Genomic DNA, 18,915 nt, shown 5'->3' with positions numbered 1-18,915 from the left:
GTCCTGGATGGCTTCAACATCCCCGGTGGCGCTATCGCTTACCGGGGCTACAGCGCTGTGCGATTTGGTAGCCCGGATAAGGCGCAATGCGCCTCCTCCGGGAAAATCCCTGCGCCACCAGGCATTCAAGCACCTTACAGCTTGGCAAATACCCGGCGCGCGGCGTCGATGGTGTTGTCGATATCTTCTTCGCTGTGGGCCACGGACATAAAGCCGGCCTCAAACGCTGACGGCGCGAGGTACACGCCTTCCTCCAGCATCAGATGGAAGAAGCGCTTGAATCGTTCAACGTCGCACTTCACCACGTCCTGATAGCAGGTGACGGTTTCGGCATCGGTAAAGAAGATGCCGAACATGCCGCCGACGTTATTGACCACCAGCGGGATCCCGGCGTCACGCGCCGCGTCCAGCAGGCCTTGCGCCAGCTGGTTAGTCAGTTCAGTCAGGGTTTCATGGACCCCCGGCTGCGCCACTTCGTTCAGGCAGGCGAAGCCAGCCGCCATGGCGATCGGGTTGCCGGAGAGGGTGCCCGCCTGATAGACCGGACCGGTGGGCGCCAGAGCGTCCATCACCTCACGGCGGCCGCCGAAGGCGCCTACCGGCATCCCGCCGCCGATGATTTTCCCCAGACAGGTCAGATCCGGCTCCACGCCGTAGTAAGCCTGAGCGCCTGCCAGCGCCACGCGGAAGCCGGTCATCACTTCGTCGATAATCAGCAGGGCGCCAAATTCGTCGCACAGGGCGCGCAGGCCCGGCAGGAATTCCGGCTGCGGCGGAATGCAGTTCATATTTCCGGCCACCGGCTCGACGATGATGCAGGCGATCTCCTGCGGATACTGCTCGAACGCCGCGCGCACCGAGGCGAGGTCGTTATAAGTGCAGGTCAGGGTATGTTTGGCGAAATCGGCCGGGACGCCCGGCGAGTTCGGCTGGCCGAGGGTCAACGCGCCGGAACCGGCTTTCACCAGCAGGCAGTCGGCATGGCCGTGGTAGCAGCCTTCGAACTTAATGATTTTGTCGCGTCCGGTGAAGCCGCGCGCCAGGCGAATGGCGCTCATGGTGGCTTCGGTACCGGAGTTCACCATCCGCACCATATCCATGGTCGGCACCAGCTCGGTCACCAGGGCCGCCATTTTCACTTCCATTTCGGTCGGCGCGCCAAAGCTCAGGCCGCGGGATGCCGCCTCGATCACCGCATTGCGGATAGCCGGGTGGTTGTGGCCCAGCACCATCGGACCCCAGGAACCGACATAATCGATATAGGCTTTCCCATCCACGTCATAGAGGTAAGCGCCATCCGCGCGTTCGATAAACAGCGGTGTGCCGCCGACGCCGGTGAAAGCGCGCACCGGCGAGTTAACGCCGCCGGGGATCAGTTCGCGCGCAGCGTGGTACAGATTTTCAGATTTGCTCATGGCCAGGGTCCTGGTTCGTGAAAAATGTTTTATCGGCTATTCTAAGTTATTCCAGGATGGTTATGAAAGTTTTGCCCAATTGAAACAATGTGCCGCAAGGGCATTTTTTTGACGACGCAGCGCGCCGGGACGGCTAAAATGCCGCTCTCTTCATTTGTATTACCAATAATTGATAACGGCATGAAAGCAGAAACTCCCTCTTTTGAAGCACATCAGTTTGTGCGGGTGCGTCGCGGCGATGCGGTGCGCCGTCTGATTCAACGCGATAAAACGCCGCTGGCGGTGCTGTTTATGGCGGCAGTGGTCGGCACGCTGGCGGGGCTGGTGGGCGTCGCCTTTGAAAAGAGCGTGAACTGGGTGCAGAACCAGCGGATCGGCGCGCTGGCGCAGGTGGCGGACCACTGGTATCTGGTCTGGCCGCTGGCGTTTATCCTGTCGGCGCTGCTGGCGATGGTCGGCTATTTTCTGGTGCGTCGCTTTGCGCCGGAGGCCGGCGGCTCCGGGATTCCGGAAATTGAGGGCGCGCTGGAGGAGCTGCGGCCGGTGCGCTGGTGGCGCGTGCTGCCGGTGAAATTCGTTGGCGGCATGGGGACCCTTGGCGCCGGGATGGTGCTGGGTCGTGAAGGACCGATGGTACAGCTTGGCGGCAACATTGGGCGCATGGTGCTGGACGTTTTCCGCATGCGCAGTCCGGAAGCGCGGCATACGCTGTTGGCGACCGGTGCGGCGTCGGGGCTTTCGGCGGCCTTTAATGCGCCGCTGGCCGGTATTCTGTTTATCATCGAAGAGATGCGCCCGCAGTTCCGCTACAATCTGATCTCCATTAAAGCGGTGTTTACCGGCGTGATCATGTCGAGCATTGTGTTTCGCATTTTCAACGGCGAAGCGGCGATCATTGAGGTGGGTAAACTAAGCAACGCCCCGGTAAATACCCTATGGCTGTATCTGGTGCTGGGCATGCTGTTTGGCTGCTTTGGCCCGCTGTTTAATTTTCTGGTGCTGCGCACTCAGGATCTGTTCCAGCGCATCCACGGCGGCAACATCAAAAAATGGGTGTTTATTGGCGGATTAATCGGCGGGCTCTGCGGTCTGCTGGGGCTGATGCAGCCCTCCGCGGTGGGCGGTGGCTTTAACTTGATCCCTATCGCCGCTGCCGGTAACTTCTCCGTCGGACTGCTGCTGTTTATCTTTATTGCCCGCGTGGTGACCACGCTGATCTGCTTCTCTTCCGGCGCGCCAGGGGGCATTTTCGCGCCTATGTTGGCGCTCGGCACGCTGCTGGGCACGGCGTTCGGCATGGCGGCTATTCCGCTGTTTCCGGCCTACCATCTCGATGCCGGCACCTTCGCGATTGCCGGTATGGGGGCGCTGCTCGCCGCCTCGGTGCGTGCGCCGCTGACCGGGATCGTGCTGGTGCTGGAGATGACCGATAACTATCAGCTCATTTTGCCAATGATTATTACCTGCCTTGGCGCAACACTACTGGCGCAATTCCTCGGCGGTAAGCCTTTGTATTCGACCATTCTGCAGCGTACTCTGGCGAAGCAGGAAGCCGAGCAGGCGGCAAAAGCGCAGCAGGCTCCCCGGGAGAATACTTGAACGATTTACCAGGGTATTAGATAATGGCTCAAAAGGTCCGGTTATTCTTTAACCGGCCGGAAGTATCAATGGGAGCAGAAAATGAGTGATGACGTAGCGTTGCCGCTGGAGTTTACCGAAGCCGCAGCCAATAAAGTAAAACACCTGATTGCGGATGAAGATAATCCGAACCTGAAACTGCGCGTGTATATCACCGGCGGCGGTTGCAGCGGTTTCCAGTATGGCTTCACCTTTGACGATCAGGTGAACGAAGGGGATATGACCATTGAGAAACAGGGCGTCGGCCTGGTGGTTGACCCGATGAGCCTGCAGTATCTGGTCGGCGGCTCGGTCGACTATACCGAAGGGCTGGAAGGTTCGCGCTTTATCGTGACCAATCCGAACGCGAAAAGCACCTGCGGCTGCGGCTCCTCGTTCAGCGTTTAAAGCGAGTTCTCCCCCAGCGGGAGGGAGCAAACCCTAAAAACGGTAACCTTAAGGTTACCGTTTTGCTTTTATTACCGACCGTTATCGTCCAGGGCAAACGTCGGCAGCTTCAGATGCCAGCGAATAGCCGCCAGACGAATTACCAGGGTGACCACCATCCCCATCATTGCCGAATTCTCCAGCGGGAGATGAAAGGTGTCGTGTGCCGTGGCGTGGACAATACCGCCGACGATACAGGCGGTGGCGTAGATTTCGGTACGCAGAATCATAGGAATTTCCCGCGCCAGCACGTCGCGAATAATCCCGCCGCCGACGCCGGTCACCACCCCCATGCACACCGCGACCAGCGGGCCGCTGCCAGCGAGAAAAGCTTTATTGACGCCAATGCCGACAAACACCGCCAGACCGACGGCATCAAGAACGGGCAGGATCCATTTCGGCAGCCGGCGAGGCTGGCGGACCAGCAGGATGGTCAGCATGCTGGTGACCATCGCCACCACCAGATCGGTGGGATCTTTGACCCAGAATACCGGGCCATTCGCCAGCGCCATGTCGCGGATGGTCCCGCCGCCTACCGCCGTCACTACCCCTAACACCAGCACGCCGAATGGGTCCATACGCAGTTTTCCGGCCAGCAGTACGCCGGAGATCGCGAAGACAGCTGTGCCAATAATATCCAGCCAATAGACAAGCATCGTTGATTCCCACTGAACATCCGGTGTGCCGGATGATTATTTTACCTGGTCAAGCGCCGCACAAAGTTGTTTGGCGGCGAGGATAATACGTGGGCCGGCGCGTTCAAACCAGTCGCTGTGTAACGCAATCAACGAAATGGTGAGCTGATGTTGCCAAAAGCGCTGCGCTTCGGCAATGCGGCTGGCATCCCCGGTCACCACGATCGCCTGCGGCTGGCGGGCCAGCACCTGTTCGCGGCTCACCTGCGGCCAGGGAACGCGGCTGGTGGCGAAGATATTCTCGCCGCCGCAAAGCCTTAGCACCTGATCCTGAATCGAACCGGGGCCGCTGGTGAACAGCGGTGCGGAGCCGAACTGCAGGAAGACGCGTTTCTTCGGCGCGTTGGCATAGCGCGCTTTCAACGCATCGTATTCCTGCTGCATCGCCTGCGCCGCCTGCTGCGCTTTTTCCGGCTGCGGGCTCCACTGCGCCAGCTCACGCAGGGTAGCGATGATCTCTTCTATGGTCGAGGTCTGTACCCACAGGACGTGAATACCCAGAGACTGCAGCTGGTTAACCTGGCGTTCGGCATTGCCCCCGCGCCAGGCCAGCACCACGTCTGGCTTGAGCGCCACGATGCGTTCCAGGTTCATTCCCTGCCAGCTGGCAACCTGTTCGATCGTTTTGGCCTGCGAAGGATAATCGGAATAGCTGCTGACGCCGACCGGCGTGATCCCGGCGGCAAAGGCCAGTTCGGTATTGGCGGGGGAGAGGGTGATCACCCGCGGCGCGGCCAGCAGCCACGCCGGGGCGAGTAACAGCAGCGCGGCAAGCGCGAAGGATAGCGACTTAGCCACGTGCCAGGTTCTGTACCAGATTCTCCACCATCAGGGTGGACTGTCTGGCGGCGACCGCAAGGAACTCCTCAAAGCTGAGGTGGGACTGCTGGTCGGCCACGTCGGAGATAGCGCGAACCACCACGAAGGGAACCTTAAAGTTATGGCAGACGTGGGCGATGGCGGTCGCTTCCATTTCCACGGCGATCGCCTGCGGGAAATTATGGCGGATCTTCGCCAGACCGACAGAGCCGTTAATGAAGGCATCCCCGCTAACGATGAGGCCGCGAACGGCGTTGAGATCTAACGCTTTAATGCAGCTCTCTGCGGCGGCCACCAGTTTTTCATCCGCCTTAAAACCCGCCGGGCAGCCAGGGAGCTGGCCGTATTCATAGCCGAAGGCGGTGACGTCGGCGTCGTGGTAGCGCGCTTCATCGGAGACGACGATATCGCCGACCTTCAGCGTCGACGCCAGGCCGCCGGCAGAACCGGTATTAATGATCACGTCAGGCTGGCAGCGCTCCAGCAGCAGGGTCGCGCCCATCGCCGCCGCTACTTTTCCGATACCAGACTTCAGCAGAGCGACGTCAACGCCGTGAAGTTGGCCGGTATAGATTTCGCTTCCGCCAATGGTGATGGTCTGGCGGTTTTCGATTTTGTCGCGCAGAAGGGTAACTTCCTCTTCCATAGCGCCAATAATGCCAATTTTCATAGATTTACTCGCGATGTGTCAGGTTTAGTTGCATAGTCTATCATGCGCTTAAGGGGAAGCGTATTGCTCGCGCGGGAGAGGCTATGGCAAAGATTGATTTTCGCAACAAGATAAACTGGCGTCGACGCTTCCGTTCGCCGCCGCGGGTGGAGACGGAGCGCGACATCCTGCGGATCTTTGAAAGCGATCGGGGACGGATCGTCAACTCGCCGGCAATCCGCCGCCTGCAGCAAAAAACTCAGGTCTTCCCGCTCGAGCGCAACGCGGCGGTGCGCACTCGCCTGACCCACTCGCTGGAGGTGCAGCAGGTGGGGCGCTATATCGCCAAAGAGGTGCTGAGCCGGCTGAAAGAGCTGAGGCTGCTGGAAGAGTATGGCCTGGAAGAGCTGACCGGGCCATTCGAGAGCGTGGTGGAGATGGCCTGCCTGATGCACGATATCGGCAATCCCCCGTTTGGCCATTTTGGCGAAGCGGCGATTAACGACTGGTTCCGTCAGCGCCTGGCGCCCGGCGATGCGCTCGGGCAGCCGCTGACCGACGATCGCTGCGAAGTGCAGGCCTTACGCCTGCATGACGGAGAGACATCGCTTAATGCGCTGCGCCGTAAAGTGCGCCAGGATCTCTGCAGCTTTGAGGGCAACGCGCAGGGCATTCGTCTGGTCCATACGCTAATGCGTATGAACCTGACCTGGGCGCAGGTGGGATGTATCCTGAAATATACTCGTCCGGCGTGGTGGTCTGAGGAGACGCCGGCCAGCCACAGTTATTTAATGAAGAAACCTGGCTATTATTTAGCCGAAGAAGAGTATGTCGCGCGTTTGCGTAAAGAACTGGATCTCGCGCCTTACAATCGGTTTCCATTAACCTGGATTATGGAGGCTGCGGATGACATCTCATATTGCGTCGCGGATCTCGAGGACGCGGTGGAAAAACGTATTTTTAGCGCAGAACAGCTCTATCAGCATCTTTACGACGCCTGGGGCAGTCATGAAAAAGGCTCGTTATTTTCGCAGGTAGTAGAAAATGCCTGGGAGAAATCGCGAACCAATTATCTGAAGCAGAGCGCGGAAGATCAGTTTTTTATGTATTTGCGGGTGAATACGCTGAATAAGCTGGTGCCCTACGCGGCGCGCCGATTTATTGACAACCTACCGGCAATCTTCACAGGGGACTTTAATCATGCGTTGCTGGAGGACGACAGCGATTGCAGTCAGCTACTGGAGCTCTATAAAAATGTGGCGATGAAACAGGTCTTTAGCCATCCGGATGTTGAGCAGCTGGAATTGCAGGGCTACCGGGTGATCAGCGGCCTGTTGGATATCTATCAGCCGCTGCTGAAATTATCGCTGGAGGATTTCAGCGAATTAGTAGCGCAGGAGCGGGTACGGCGTTTACCCATTGCCTCCCGGCTGTATCAGAAACTTTCGACCCGTCACCGGCTGGCCTATGTTGAAGCGGTAAATAAACTGGCGCGTACGGCGCCCGAATTTGCGCTGATGGAATACTATTATCGCTGCCGTCTGATTCAGGACTATATCAGCGGGATGACGGATTTGTATGCGTGGGATGAATATCGGCGACTCATGGCGGTGGAATAGGCTGGAGTTTTGTAAAGATGGACAATAAATTTTTACTTTTTCCAGAAACTTAATTCCGGAACTTAGCGTTATAAAATGACTCTGATAGTCACGTACACAGCAACTTTCGTTACCTGATATTGAGATTGAAACTGATGAAAAAAACCACGTTAGCAATGAGTGCACTGGCTCTGAGTTTAGGTCTGGCGTTGTCCCCGCTCTCTGCGAGCGCGGCAGAAACGGCATCTTCGGCCACTAATGCACAGCAGATGCCAAGCCTGGCCCCAATGCTGGAGAAGGTGATGCCGTCGGTGGTGAGCATTAACGTTGAAGGTAGCACCACCGTTAATACCCCACGGATGCCACGTAACTTCCAGCAGTTCTTTGGCGATAATTCGCCGTTCTGCCAGGATGGTTCTCCTTTCCAGAGTTCGCCGTTTTGCCAGGGCGGCGGACAGGGCGGTCAGCCTGACGGCGGCCAGCAGCAGAAATTTATGGCGCTGGGCTCCGGCGTCATCATTGATGCCGCCAAAGGGTATGTGGTGACCAACAACCACGTCGTGGACAACGCCACCACGATTAAGGTTCAGCTGAGCGATGGCCGTAAGTTTGATGCCAAAGTCGTCGGCAAAGATCCGCGCTCTGATATCGCGCTGATTCAGATTCAGGAGCCAAAAAACCTGACGGCGATTAAGCTTGCCGACTCCGATGCGCTGCGCGTCGGTGATTACACCGTGGCTATCGGCAACCCGTTCGGTCTGGGCGAAACCGTGACCTCCGGGATTGTCTCCGCGCTGGGCCGTAGCGGCCTCAACGTGGAAAACTACGAAAACTTTATCCAGACCGATGCGGCGATTAACCGCGGGAACTCCGGCGGCGCGCTGGTGAACCTCAACGGCGAGCTGATCGGTATCAACACCGCCATTCTGGCGCCGGACGGCGGCAACATCGGTATCGGTTTTGCTATCCCGAGCAACATGGTGAAAAACCTGACCGAGCAGATGGTGAAATATGGCCAGGTGAAACGCGGTGAGCTCGGCATTATGGGCACCGAACTGAACTCTGAGCTGGCGAAAGCGATGAAAGTCGATGCCCAGCGCGGGGCCTTCGTCAGCCAGGTAATGCCAGGTTCGGCGGCCGCGAAAGCGGGCATTAAAGCCGGTGATGTCATCACCTCCCTCAACGGGAAAGCGATCAGCAGCTTCGCCGCGCTGCGTGCCCAGGTCGGCACCATGCCTATCGGCAGCAAAGTTGAGCTTGGTCTGCTGCGCGACGGCAAACCGGTGACCGTGACCGTCGAACTGCAGCAGAGCAACCAGACCCAGGTTGACTCCAGCACCATCTTCAACGGGATTGAAGGGGCGGAAATGAGCAATAAGGGTCAGGATAAGGGCGTGGTGGTCAATAATGTGAAAGCCGGTACCCCGGCGGCACAGATTGGCCTCAAGAAAGGCGACGTCATCGTCGGGGCGAATCAGCAGCCGGTGAAAAACATCGCCGATCTGCGGAAAATCTTCGACGCCAAACCGTCCGTACTGGCGCTGAACATTCAGCGCGGCGACGCCTCTATCTATCTGCTGTTGCAGTAACCGCCAGCGCTCGCTTCCCAGCCCCTTCCCTCGCCGAGGGCAGGGGCTTTTTTCGTTCTGTGACCGCCCCCACAACTCCACATATCTCACCCCGGCTTAGTGCAAATGCACAATGCAGCGCGACGATGACTCTTTTATGCTGGTGCCCAGCAAAGGGGGGGACTACATGGCTGGCTGGCATCTTGATACCAAAATGGCGCAGGATATTGTGGCGCGGACCATGCGCATCATCGATACCAATATCAACGTGATGGATGCCCGCGGGCGGATCATCGGCAGCGGCGATCGGGAAAGGATTGGTGAATTGCACGAAGGCGCGCTGCTGGTCCTCTCCCAGGGGCGGGTGGTGGATATCGACGACGCGGTCGCTCGCCATCTGCACGGGGTTCGCCAGGGGATTAACCTGCCGCTGCGCCTGGAGGGGGAGATCGTCGGGGTGATCGGCCTGACCGGCGAGCCGGAGTCGCTGCGAAAATATGGCGAGCTGGTGTGCATGACAGCAGAGATGATGCTGGAGCAGTCGCGGCTGATGCATCTCCTGGCCCAGGACAGCCGTCTGCGCGAAGAGCTGGTGATGAACCTGATTCAGGCGGAAGAGCATACCCCGGCGCTGAACGAATGGGCTCAGCGTTTAGGCATCGATCTCAATCAGCCGCGCGTGGTGGCGATGATTGAGGTAGACAGCGGTCAGCTCGGCGTGGACAGCGCGATGGCGGAACTGCAACAGTTACAGAACGCGCTGACCACCCCCGATCGCAATAATCTGGTGGCCATTGTCTCGCTCACGGAAATGGTGGTGCTGAAACCGGCGCTGAACAGCTTTGGCCGCTGGGACGCTGACGATCACGTCCGGCGCGTCGAGCAGCTTATCGCCAGGATGAAAGAGAATGGCCAGCTGCGCTTTCGCGTGGCGCTGGGCAACTTCTTCACCGGCCCAGGAAGTATCGCCCGCTCTTACCGTACCGCACGGACGACAATGATGGTTGGCAAGCAGCGGATGCCGGAGAGCCGCAGTTATTTCTATCAGGATCTAATGCTGCCGGTGCTGCTTGACAGCCTGCGCGGCGGCTGGCAGGCCAATGAGCTGGCCCGTCCGCTGGCGCGTTTGAAGGCCATGGACAACAACGGGCTGCTGCGGCGGACGCTGCAGGCGTGGTTTCGCCATAACGTGCAGCCGCTGGCGACGTCAAAGGCGCTGTTTATTCATCGCAATACGCTGGAGTACCGGTTGAACCGTATCTCGGAGCTGACCGGCCTGGATCTCGGTAGCTTTGACGACAGGCTGCTGCTGTATATCGCGCTGCAGCTGGACGAACAACGCTAAGACGTGGAGGCAAAAAAATGCCGGGTAGCGACGCGCCATACCCGGCCTGGACGATGCATGCTGTCTGGAGTGGATAGAGACCACCAGCCCGGCCAGGCAACGCGCCGCCGGGATGCTCTTACTTACGGGTGAGCTTTTCCAGATCGGCTTCGATTTCGCTGATCTTATTGGTGACCACGCTTTCCAGATGGCGTAAATCGTCGAGGATTTTACGCTTGAGATCAATTTCAGTGCGATCGCGCTGGCAGATCTGATCCAGCTCGTCGATAACGTAGCGCAGATTGGGGCTGATCTCCTGGACCTCTTTGTAGCCCTGGCCGACGCCGTCGGCGACGACGGTTTTGCGCTGACGCGGATATTTGAACTTCACGCTCTTGGCGAAGAATTCGCCTTTGTCTTTCTGAAAATAGATTTTCAGAATGTCGTTGTTAGCTTCCTGCCGCAGGCTATAGCGATCGATCTCATCAGGGTTGGTAATGCCAAGACTTTTCAGATTATCGTACATAACGGTACCTTTGATAGCATCATAACCATTGAATAATTAACGAAAAAATCCATTTTCGCCAGCATCAAATATAAAAAAAGCGGGATATCTCCCGCTTTTTATTTGCTTTAGTCGATGGTGCGCAGCAGCTCGTTAATGCCGACCTTGCCGCGGGTTTTTGCATCGACTTTCTTCACAATCACCGCGCAGTACAGGCTGTATTTACCATCTTTCGACGGCAGGTTGCCTGAGACCACCACCGAGCCAGCCGGTACGCGGCCGTAGAAGACTTCGCCGGTTTCGCGATCGTAGATTTTGGTGCTCTGACCGAGGTAAACGCCCATGGAGATGACGGAGCCTTCTTCGACAATCACCCCTTCAACCACTTCAGAGCGCGCGCCGATGAAGCAGTTATCTTCGATGATGGTCGGGTTCGCCTGCAGCGGCTCCAGTACGCCACCGATGCCGACACCGCCGGACAGATGCACGTTTTTACCGATCTGTGCGCAGGAGCCGACGGTGGCCCAGGTATCAACCATGGTGCCTTCGTCAACGTAGGCGCCGATGTTAACGTAGGACGGCATCAGCACAGTGTTGCGGGCGATGAACGCGCCCTGGCGCACGGCGGCCGGCGGCACCACGCGGAAACCTTCTTTCTGGAAACGCGCTTCGTCGTAGTCAGCGAATTTCATCGGCACTTTATCGAAGTAGCGGCTTTCCGCACCATCGATAACCTGGTTATCGTTAATACGGAAAGAGAGCAGTACCGCCTTCTTCAGCCACTGATGCGTCACCCACTGACCGTCAATCTTCTCAGCGACGCGCAGCGCGCCGGAATCAAGAAGGGCGATAACCTGGTTAACCGCTTCGCGGGTCACGGTATCCACATTAGCCGGCGTAATGTCGGCGCGACGCTCGAAAGCGGACTCAATAACGTTCTGTAACTGCTGCATTGTTTCTTTCCATTCACTAAAAAAAATACGTCACCCTTTATCGTTTGGATTGAGGGCCGCTGTCAACCGTTGTTGCACTTCTTGTTGCAGCTCATTATTAAGGGCACGCCGGTCGGCGGTGGCGATTATAAATAAATCTTCTACTCGCTCACCAATTGTCGTAATTCGCGCCCCGTGAAGCGATATCCCGAGGTCGGCGAACACCTGCCCGACGCGGGCGAGCAGCCCGGGCTGGTCGAGCGCTATCAGCTCCAGAAACGATTTTCGGTCGGTATGGGTCGGCAGGAAATTCACCTCGGTGTCCACGGAAAAATGGCGTAGCTTTGCCGCCTGACGACGCGGGGCCGGAGGCTGCCAGCTGCGCTGAGTGATGGTCTGCTCCAGCCCCTGGCGGATCGCCTCGTGGCGGTCGGCGGAAAGGGGGCTGCCGTCGGGCTCAAGGACGATAAAGGTATCCATCGCCATACCGTCGCGGGTGGTGAAGATCTGCGCGTCGTGGACGCTGAGGTTGCGACGGTCAAGTTCGCCACACACCGCGGCGAACAGGTAAGGACGATCCGGGCTCCAGATAAAAATCTCCGTACCGCCGCGGGTGGCCTGCGAGCTCAGCAGGATCATCGGTTTATTCAGATCGTGGCGCAGCAGGTTGCGGGCGTGCCAGGCGAGCTGCGTCGGCGTATGTCGCACGAAATAGTTGGCGCGGCAGCGGTTCCAGATCTGATGCAGTGCCTCTTCATTAATATTGTCCATCCGCAGCAGGGCCAGCGCCTGCAGCTGATGGTGACGCACTCGTTCGCGCATGTCCGGGGTGCTTTGCATGCCGCGACGCAGCTGCTTCTCGGTGGCGAAATAGAGTTCACGCAGCAGGCTCTGCTTCCAGCTGTTCCATAAGGTTTCGTTGGTGGCGCAGATATCGGCGACGGTCAGACACACCAGATAGCGCAGACGATTTTCCGTTTGCACCTCCTCGGCGAACTGCTTAATCACCTCCGGATCCTGAATATCGCGCCGCTGGGCGGTGACCGACATCAGCAGGTGGTGACGCACCAGCCAGGCGACCAGCTGCGTTTCGCGCGAGTTCAGCCCGTGCAGCTCGGCAAACTTCAGCACATCCTGCGCGCCGAGGATCGAGTGGTCGCCGCCGCGCCCTTTGGCGATGTCGTGGAACAGGGCGGCAATTAAGATCAGCTCCGGGTGCGTTAAGCGCGGCCACAGCTCCACGCACAGCGGGTGGCGGCTGCGGGTTTCTTCTTTGGCAAAGCTTTCCAGCTTGAGCATCACCCGGACGGTGTGTTCATCGACGGTGTAGGCGTGAAACAGGTCGAACTGCATCTGGCCGACGATATGCGACCACTGCGGCATATAGGCCCACAGTACGCTGTGGCGATGCATCGGCAGCAGCCCGCGACTTACCGCTCCCTGATGGCGCAGCATACTAAGAAAGAGCGTGCGCGCCTCCGGGATATAGCACAGCGGCTGGGTGAGATGACGGCGGGCGTGGCGCAGATGGCGCAACGTCGTTGAGTAGATGCCGGTGATGGTGCTGTTGCGCACCATGATATAAAACATGCGCAGAATGGCCTGCGGTTCGCGAATAAACAGCGTGTCGTCACGCAGATCGATAAGGGTGCCGCGCAGCTGGAAATCATCATCGATCGGGCGTGGTTTTTCATCCTCGGTCAGGGCGAGGATAGCCTCCTCAAACAGCTGAAGCAGCATCTGATTCAGCTCGCTCACCCGGCGGGTAACGCGGAAGAAGTCCTTCATCATATGCTCAATCGGCTGGTTGCCGTCGCCTTCATAGCCTAGCCGGCGGGCCACGCTGAGCTGGCGGTCGAAAAGCAGACGGTTGTCATAGCGCGTGAGTTCGAGATGCAGCGCGAAACGGATGCGCCACAGCTGATGCAGACACTCATTGAGTTCATTGCGCTCGGCTTCGGTCAGAAAGCCGAAGCCGACCATCTCATCCATTGAGGTGGCGCCGAAATGGCGGCGAGCCACCCACTGTAGCGTATGGATATCGCGCAAGCCGCCGGGGCTGCTTTTCACGTCCGGCTCGAGGTTATAGCTGGTGCCATGATAGCGCTGATGACGGACGTTCTGCTCTTCGACCTTGGCGGCGAAGAACTTTTCCGATGGCCAGAAGCCGTCGCTAAAAATATGTTTTTGCAGTTCAAGGAACAGCGCGACGTCGCCGATCAGCAGGCGCGATTCGATTAAGTTGGTGGCAACGGTCAGATCCGAGAGACCTTCCAGCAGGCACTCTTCGAGGGTGCGTACGCTGTGGCCTACCTCCAGCTTGACGTCCCACAGCAGGGTGAGCAGTTCGCCGACTTTTTGCGCCTGGTCGTCCGGCAGTTTTTTACGACTGAGGATCAGCAGATCGACGTCTGAGAGCGGGTGCAGTTCGCCACGGCCATAGCCGCCGACGGCGACCAGCGCCAGGTCGCTGACGGATTCAAAACCGCAGGCGATCCATAATCGCTGCAGCAACTGGTCGATAAATTCGGTGCGCGCCGCGATGAGCTGCTCCGCGACGATGCCGGAGTCAAACGCCTCGCCCAGCCAGTGCTGGAAGGTATCGATGTGCGCCTTGATTGCGGCACAGTTCAGATCGCCCTGGGGCCAACTCACCGGGTGTTCCGGCGGGACGGGCAGGAGAGGGGAGGCTGTGTCAGGTAATGAGTTGCTCATCGCGTCACCATAAGAAAAAACTATCTAATAAAAAAGCCGGCGGGCGCCGGCTTTTCATCATTCATCGTGCGAGATTATCGCCGGGATGGTGTCATCCTTGCGTAGCGTCAGAATTTCGCAGCCGTTGTCTGTCACCACAATAGTATGCTCGTACTGCGCAGACAAGCTCCGGTCTTTGGTTTTCACCGTCCAGCCGTCTTTCATGCTGCGGATCTCTTTTTTACCGGCGTTGACCATCGGCTCGATGGTGAAGGTCATGCCTGGTTTGAGTACGACGTTGGTCTCCGGCGAATCGTAGTGCAGTACCTGAGGCTCTTCATGGAAGCCGCGGCCGATGCCGTGGCCACAGTACTCACGCACCACGGAGAAACCTTCGGCTTCCACAAATTTCTGGATCGCCGCGCCGATGGTGCGCAGGTTGATGCCTGGCTTCACCATTCTCAGCGCCAGGTACAGGCTTTCCTGAGTGATGCGGCACAGGCGCTCGCCGAGAATCGTCGGTTTGCCGACGATAAACATTTTGGAGGTATCGCCATGGAAATCATCTTTAATGACGGTCACGTCGATATTCACGATATCGCCATCTTTCAGCAGCTTGCCGTCATCAGGGATACCGTGACAGACCACTTCATTGACCGAAATGCAGACGGATTTCGGATAGCCGTGATAGCCGAGGCAGGCGGAAATGGCCTTCTGCTCGTTAACGATATAGTCGTTACAGATGCGGTCCAGTTCGCCGGTGCTGACGCCCGGTTTGACGTAGGGTTCGATCATTTCCAGCACTTCGGCGGCCAGGCGGCCGGCAACGCGCATTTTTTCGATGTCTTCAGATGTCTTAATAGAGATAGCCATGGAGTATGTCCAGCAGTGTCGATATTTTCGACAATAATAGAGTAAGTCCTGTCAATGGTAACAGTCCGGGCAGGCTGGTGCCAAACTGAGAATCATTAACAGCACGCGACGTCAACAAGAGTTGGTGTCTGGATGGATTTTGTGGTATAAAGCGCGCCGGACTTCCGTTCCATCTCAGATACACAAGGATGGACGTAAGCGACATAGCTCACTTTGTGTAATAACACACACGTATCGGCACATATTCCGGGGTGCCCTTCGGGGTCGGTAATATGGGATACGTGGAGGCATAACCCCAATTTAATCTATAGAGGTTTTAAACATGGCAACTGTTTCCATGCGCGACATGCTCAAGGCTGGTGTTCACTTCGGTCACCAGACCCGTTACTGGAACCCGAAAATGAAGCCTTTCATCTTCGGCGCGCGTAACAAAGTTCACATCATCAACCTTGAGAAAACCGTACCGATGTTCAACGAAGCTCTGGCTGAACTGAACAAGATCGCTGCTCGTAAAGGTAAAATCCTTTTCGTTGGTACTAAGCGCGCTGCAAGCGAAGCGGTAAAAGACGCTGCTCTGAGCTGCGATCAGTTCTTCGTGAACCATCGCTGGCTGGGCGGTATGCTGACTAACTGGAAAACCGTTCGTCAGTCCATCAAACGTCTGAAAGACCTGGAAACTCAGTCCCAGGACGGTACTTTCGACAAGCTGACCAAGAAAGAAGCGCTGATGCGCACTCGTGAGCTGGACAAGCTGGAAAACAGCCTGGGCGGTATCAAAGATATGGGCGGCCTGCCGGACGCACTGTTCGTTATCGACGCTGACCACGAGCACATCGCTATCAAAGAAGCAAACAACCTGGGCATCCCGGTATTTGCTATCGTTGATACCAACTCTGATCCGGACGGCGTAGACTTCGTTATCCCGGGTAACGACGATGCAATCCGCGCAGTAAGCCTGTACCTGGGCGCTGTTGCTGCTACCGTTCGTGAAGGTCGCTCTCAGGACCTGGCTTCTCAGGCGGAAGAAAGCTTCGTAGAAGCTGAATAATAAGGTTTAAGCCCTTATTAGTACCGTGTATGAATAGGGGCCCATTATCGGCCCCTTTTTTCAATTTACGCTGTTTGGCCGTTGGCCGGGCAGTATCCACATCTCCCGAGGATTTTAGAATGGCTGAAATTACCGCTTCCCTGGTAAAAGAGCTGCGCGAACGTACTGGCGCAGGCATGATGGATTGCAAAAAAGCGCTGACTGAAGCGAATGGCGACATCGAGCTGGCAATCGAAAACATGCGTAAATCCGGCGCGATCAAAGCGGCGAAGAAAGCAGGCAACGTGGCTGCTGACGGCGTGATCAAAACCAAAATCGAAGGCAACTACGGTTACATTCTGGAAGTTAACTGCCAGACTGACTTCGTTGCTAAAGATGGTGGTTTCCAGGCATTTGCCGACAAAGTACTGGACGCCGCTGTTGCAGGTAAAATCTCCGACGTTGAAGTTCTGAAAGCGCAGTTCGAAGAAGAACGTGTTGCGCTGGTTGCTAAAATCGGCGAGAACATCAACATCCGTCGTATCGCTGTTCTGGAAGGCGACGTTCTGGGCAGCTACCAGCACGGTGCGCGTATCGGCGTTCTGGTTGCCGCTAAAGGCGCTGACGAAGAGCTGGTTAAGCAGCTGGCAATGCACGTTGCTGCAAGCAAGCCGGAATTCGTTAAGCCGGAAGACGTGTCTGCTGAAGTGGTAGAGAAAGAGTACCAGGTTCAGCTGGACATCGCGATGCAGTCCGGTAAGCCGAAAGAAATCGCAGAGAAAATGGTTGAAGGCCGCATGAAGAAATTCACCGGCGAAGTTTCTCTGACTGGTCAGCCTTTCGTTATGGAGCCGAGCAAATCTGTTGGCCAACTGCTGAAAGAGCACAACGCTGACGTGACTGGCTTCATCCGCTTTGAAGTGGGCGAAGGCATTGAGAAAGTTGAGACTGACTTTGCAGCAGAAGTTGCTGCGATGTCCAAGCAGTCTTAATTTTTAAAAAAAGGAGCCGCCTGAGGGCGGCTTCTTTTTGCGCCCATTTTGTAAATTCAGCCAACTGCTTATAGTGGCCGCGCTGAAATGCGACATACAATGTCGCCGGAATTATCACATCTCATTCGTTGACAGTCTCAGGAAAGAAACATGGCTACCAATGCAAAACCCGTCTACAAACGTATTCTGCTGAAATTAAGTGGCGAAGCGCTGCAGGGCTCAGAAGGCTTCGGTATTGATGCAAGCATACTTGACCGCATGGCTCAGGAGATCAAAGAGCTGGTTGAGCTGGGTATTCAGGTTGGCGTAGTAATTGGTGGCGGTAACCTGTTCCGTGGTGCTGGTCTGGCGAAAGCGGGTATGAACCGCGTTGTGGGCGACCACATGGGCATGCTGGCAACGGTCATGAACGGCCTCGCAATGCGTGATGCGCTCCACCGCGCCTATGTGAACGCTCGTCTGATGTCCGCCATCCCGCTGAACGGCGTATGCGACAACTACAGCTGGGCAGAGGCGATCAGCCTGCTGCGCAACAACCGCGTAGTGATCCTCTCCGCTGGTACCGGCAACCCGTTCTTTACCACCGATTCCGCAGCCTGCCTGCGCGGTATCGAAATTGAAGCCGATGTGGTGCTGAAAGCCACCAAGGTTGACGGCGTATTCACCGCTGACCCGGCAAAAGATCCTTCTGCCACCATGTACGATCAGCTGACCTACAGCGAAGTTCTGGAAAAAGAGCTGAAAGTCATGGATCTGGCGGCCTTCACCCTGGCGCGTGACCATAAATTACCGATTCGCGTCTTCAACATGAACAAACCTGGCGCCCTGCGTCGCGTGGTGATGGGCGAAAAAGAAGGCACATTGATCACGGAATAATTCCCGTCAGCGCCAAATCCGGGTAATATTCCGCTTTACTTTCGCGGGGATATTGCCCGGTGATTTTCATTAAATCTGACTATACTTAGCTCATTTTCCGACGGGTGCCCCGTCTGGTCTGACTGAGACAAGCTTTCAAGGATTCGTAACGTGATTAGCGATATCAGAAAAGATGCTGAAATCCGCATGGAAAAATGCGTCGAAGCATTCAAAAACCAAATCAGCAAAATTCGCACGGGTCGTGCTTCTCCGAGCCTGCTGGACGGGATTGTTGTTGAATACTACGGTACTCCGACCCCGCTGCGCCAGCTGGCCAGCGTCACCGTCGAAGACTCCCGTACCCTGAAAATCAACGTCTTTGACCGTTCTATGTCCGCGGCCGTTGAAAAAGCGATCATGGCGTCAGACCTCGGTCTGAACCCAAGCTCTGCCGGCAGCGATATTCGTGTCCCGCTGCCGCCGCTGACCGAAGAGCGTCGTAAAGATCTGACCAAGATCGTGCGTGGTGAAGCCGAGCAGGCGCGCGTTGCCGTGCGTAACGTTCGCCGTGACGCGAACGATAAAGTCAAAGCGCTGCTGAAAGAAAAAGAGATCAGCGAAGATGACGATCGCCGTTCTCAGGACGACGTGCAGAAAATGACTGACGCCGCCATCAAAAAAGTTGACGCGGCGCTGGCAGACAAAGAAGCGGAACTGATGCAGTTCTAATGCTCTGCCCTTACTCAGGCCAGACAGGCTCTGGCCTGAGTAAAATCTGAAACGCCGTACAGAAGACTGTACGCTCAATTCTCGGGATTGCGTTGCGACCGCTGGCCTTGTAGCCTTTAGCGCTTAGTTGAAGGCCTAATGCCGCCGTCTCATCCCCGATAGTTGCTGCGTAGGGG

17 protein-coding genes are annotated in these 18,915 nt (G+C 56.9%); 9 read left to right on the top strand and 8 right to left on the bottom strand.

What is annotated here, in order from left to right; all coding sequences use genetic code 11:
• Positions 1 to 134: 134 nt before the first annotated feature.
• A complete protein-coding gene (hemL, locus tag OHJ17_RS20755; RefSeq protein ID WP_002889272.1) occupies positions 135 to 1,415 on the bottom strand; it encodes a glutamate-1-semialdehyde 2,1-aminomutase in 1,281 nt (426 codons plus the stop codon).
• A 180-nt stretch (positions 1,416 to 1,595) separates the two neighbouring features.
• Between hemL and clcA the strand changes: the two genes are divergently transcribed.
• Both clcA and erpA read left to right on the top strand, forming a co-directional pair.
• Positions 1,596 to 3,014, top strand: a complete 1,419-nt coding sequence (gene clcA / locus OHJ17_RS20750) for a H(+)/Cl(-) exchange transporter ClcA (RefSeq protein WP_004191940.1) — start codon at positions 1,596 to 1,598, stop codon at positions 3,012 to 3,014.
• A gap of 81 nt (positions 3,015 to 3,095) precedes the next feature.
• The gene (gene erpA / locus OHJ17_RS20745) at positions 3,096 to 3,440 is read left to right on the top strand and encodes an iron-sulfur cluster insertion protein ErpA (RefSeq protein ID WP_002889275.1); all 345 of its coding nucleotides are present in this window, start codon (positions 3,096 to 3,098) and stop codon (positions 3,438 to 3,440) included.
• 71 nt (positions 3,441 to 3,511) lie between these two features.
• Here erpA and OHJ17_RS20740 read toward each other — a convergent pair whose 3' ends face one another.
• The 3 genes from OHJ17_RS20740 to mtnN are packed head-to-tail and all read right to left on the bottom strand — an operon-like array spanning position 3,512 to position 5,663.
• The gene (locus OHJ17_RS20740; protein ID WP_002889277.1) at positions 3,512 to 4,135 is read right to left on the bottom strand and encodes a TRIC cation channel family protein; all 624 of its coding nucleotides are present in this window, start codon (positions 4,133 to 4,135) and stop codon (positions 3,512 to 3,514) included.
• Positions 4,136 to 4,171: 36 nt separating this feature from the next.
• The gene (btuF, locus tag OHJ17_RS20735; protein WP_002889279.1) at positions 4,172 to 4,972 is read right to left on the bottom strand and encodes a vitamin B12 ABC transporter substrate-binding protein BtuF; all 801 of its coding nucleotides are present in this window, start codon (positions 4,970 to 4,972) and stop codon (positions 4,172 to 4,174) included.
• Positions 4,965 to 5,663 carry a 5'-methylthioadenosine/S-adenosylhomocysteine nucleosidase gene (gene mtnN, locus OHJ17_RS20730; protein ID WP_002889282.1) on the bottom strand — a complete coding sequence of 233 codons (699 nt, stop codon included), beginning with the start codon at positions 5,661 to 5,663 and terminating at the stop codon, positions 4,965 to 4,967. The genes btuF and mtnN overlap by 8 nt, the downstream gene beginning before the upstream one ends.
• An 83-nt stretch (positions 5,664 to 5,746) precedes the next feature.
• On the opposite strand from mtnN, the gene dgt reads away from it, so the two are divergent.
• From dgt to cdaR, 3 genes are all read left to right on the top strand, one after another.
• Entirely contained in the window at positions 5,747 to 7,261 is a 1,515-nt protein-coding gene (gene dgt, locus OHJ17_RS20725) for a dGTPase (RefSeq protein WP_032433850.1), read from the top strand.
• A 134-nt stretch (positions 7,262 to 7,395) separates the two neighbouring features.
• Positions 7,396 to 8,829, top strand: a complete 1,434-nt coding sequence (gene degP, locus OHJ17_RS20720) for a serine endoprotease DegP (protein ID WP_004177363.1) — start codon at positions 7,396 to 7,398, stop codon at positions 8,827 to 8,829.
• Positions 8,830 to 8,995: 166 nt separating this feature from the next.
• Positions 8,996 to 10,153 (top strand): DNA-binding transcriptional regulator CdaR, encoded by a 1,158-nt coding sequence (cdaR, locus tag OHJ17_RS20715; RefSeq protein WP_002889289.1) that lies wholly within the window; start codon positions 8,996 to 8,998, stop codon positions 10,151 to 10,153.
• 118 nt (positions 10,154 to 10,271) lie between these two features.
• On the opposite strand, the gene OHJ17_RS20710 is transcribed toward cdaR, so the two are convergent.
• From OHJ17_RS20710 to map, 4 genes are all read right to left on the bottom strand, one after another.
• Positions 10,272 to 10,658: a DUF3461 family protein gene (locus OHJ17_RS20710; RefSeq protein WP_002889292.1), complete on the bottom strand. Its 387-nt coding sequence runs from the start codon at positions 10,656 to 10,658 to the stop codon at positions 10,272 to 10,274.
• 107 nt (positions 10,659 to 10,765) lie between these two features.
• Complete coding sequence (gene dapD / locus OHJ17_RS20705; protein WP_002889295.1) at positions 10,766 to 11,590, bottom strand: 2,3,4,5-tetrahydropyridine-2,6-dicarboxylate N-succinyltransferase; 825 nt, start codon at positions 11,588 to 11,590, stop codon at positions 10,766 to 10,768.
• Positions 11,591 to 11,620: 30 nt separating this feature from the next.
• Positions 11,621 to 14,284 carry a bifunctional uridylyltransferase/uridylyl-removing protein GlnD gene (glnD, locus tag OHJ17_RS20700; RefSeq protein WP_004151931.1) on the bottom strand — a complete coding sequence of 888 codons (2,664 nt, stop codon included), beginning with the start codon at positions 14,282 to 14,284 and terminating at the stop codon, positions 11,621 to 11,623.
• 57 nt (positions 14,285 to 14,341) lie between these two features.
• Positions 14,342 to 15,136, bottom strand: coding sequence for a type I methionyl aminopeptidase (gene map / locus OHJ17_RS20695; RefSeq protein ID WP_002889297.1), 795 nt, complete (start codon positions 15,134 to 15,136; stop codon positions 14,342 to 14,344).
• Positions 15,137 to 15,458: 322 nt separating this feature from the next.
• Here map and rpsB point away from each other — a divergent pair, with 322 nt between their 5' ends.
• The 4 genes from rpsB to frr all read left to right on the top strand — a co-directional run bounded on the left by rpsB (position 15,459) and on the right by frr (position 18,739).
• Positions 15,459 to 16,184: a 30S ribosomal protein S2 gene (rpsB, locus tag OHJ17_RS20690; protein ID WP_002889299.1), complete on the top strand. Its 726-nt coding sequence runs from the start codon at positions 15,459 to 15,461 to the stop codon at positions 16,182 to 16,184.
• A gap of 119 nt (positions 16,185 to 16,303) precedes the next feature.
• On the top strand, positions 16,304 to 17,155 hold the full coding sequence (gene tsf / locus OHJ17_RS20685; RefSeq protein WP_004151930.1) for a translation elongation factor Ts: 852 nt from the start codon (positions 16,304 to 16,306) through the stop codon (positions 17,153 to 17,155).
• Between the two features lie 150 nt (positions 17,156 to 17,305).
• The gene (gene pyrH / locus OHJ17_RS20680) at positions 17,306 to 18,031 is read left to right on the top strand and encodes a UMP kinase (RefSeq protein ID WP_002889306.1); all 726 of its coding nucleotides are present in this window, start codon (positions 17,306 to 17,308) and stop codon (positions 18,029 to 18,031) included.
• A 150-nt stretch (positions 18,032 to 18,181) separates the two neighbouring features.
• Complete coding sequence (gene frr, locus OHJ17_RS20675) at positions 18,182 to 18,739, top strand: ribosome recycling factor (RefSeq protein WP_002889308.1); 558 nt, start codon at positions 18,182 to 18,184, stop codon at positions 18,737 to 18,739.
• Positions 18,740 to 18,915: the final 176 nt, after the last annotated feature.

The sequence above is a fragment of the Klebsiella sp. KP20-425-1 genome, assembly GCF_025813515.1.
GTDB lineage: Bacteria > Pseudomonadota > Gammaproteobacteria > Enterobacterales > Enterobacteriaceae > Klebsiella > Klebsiella pneumoniae.
This window is presented reverse-complemented; position numbering and strand designations above follow the sequence as displayed.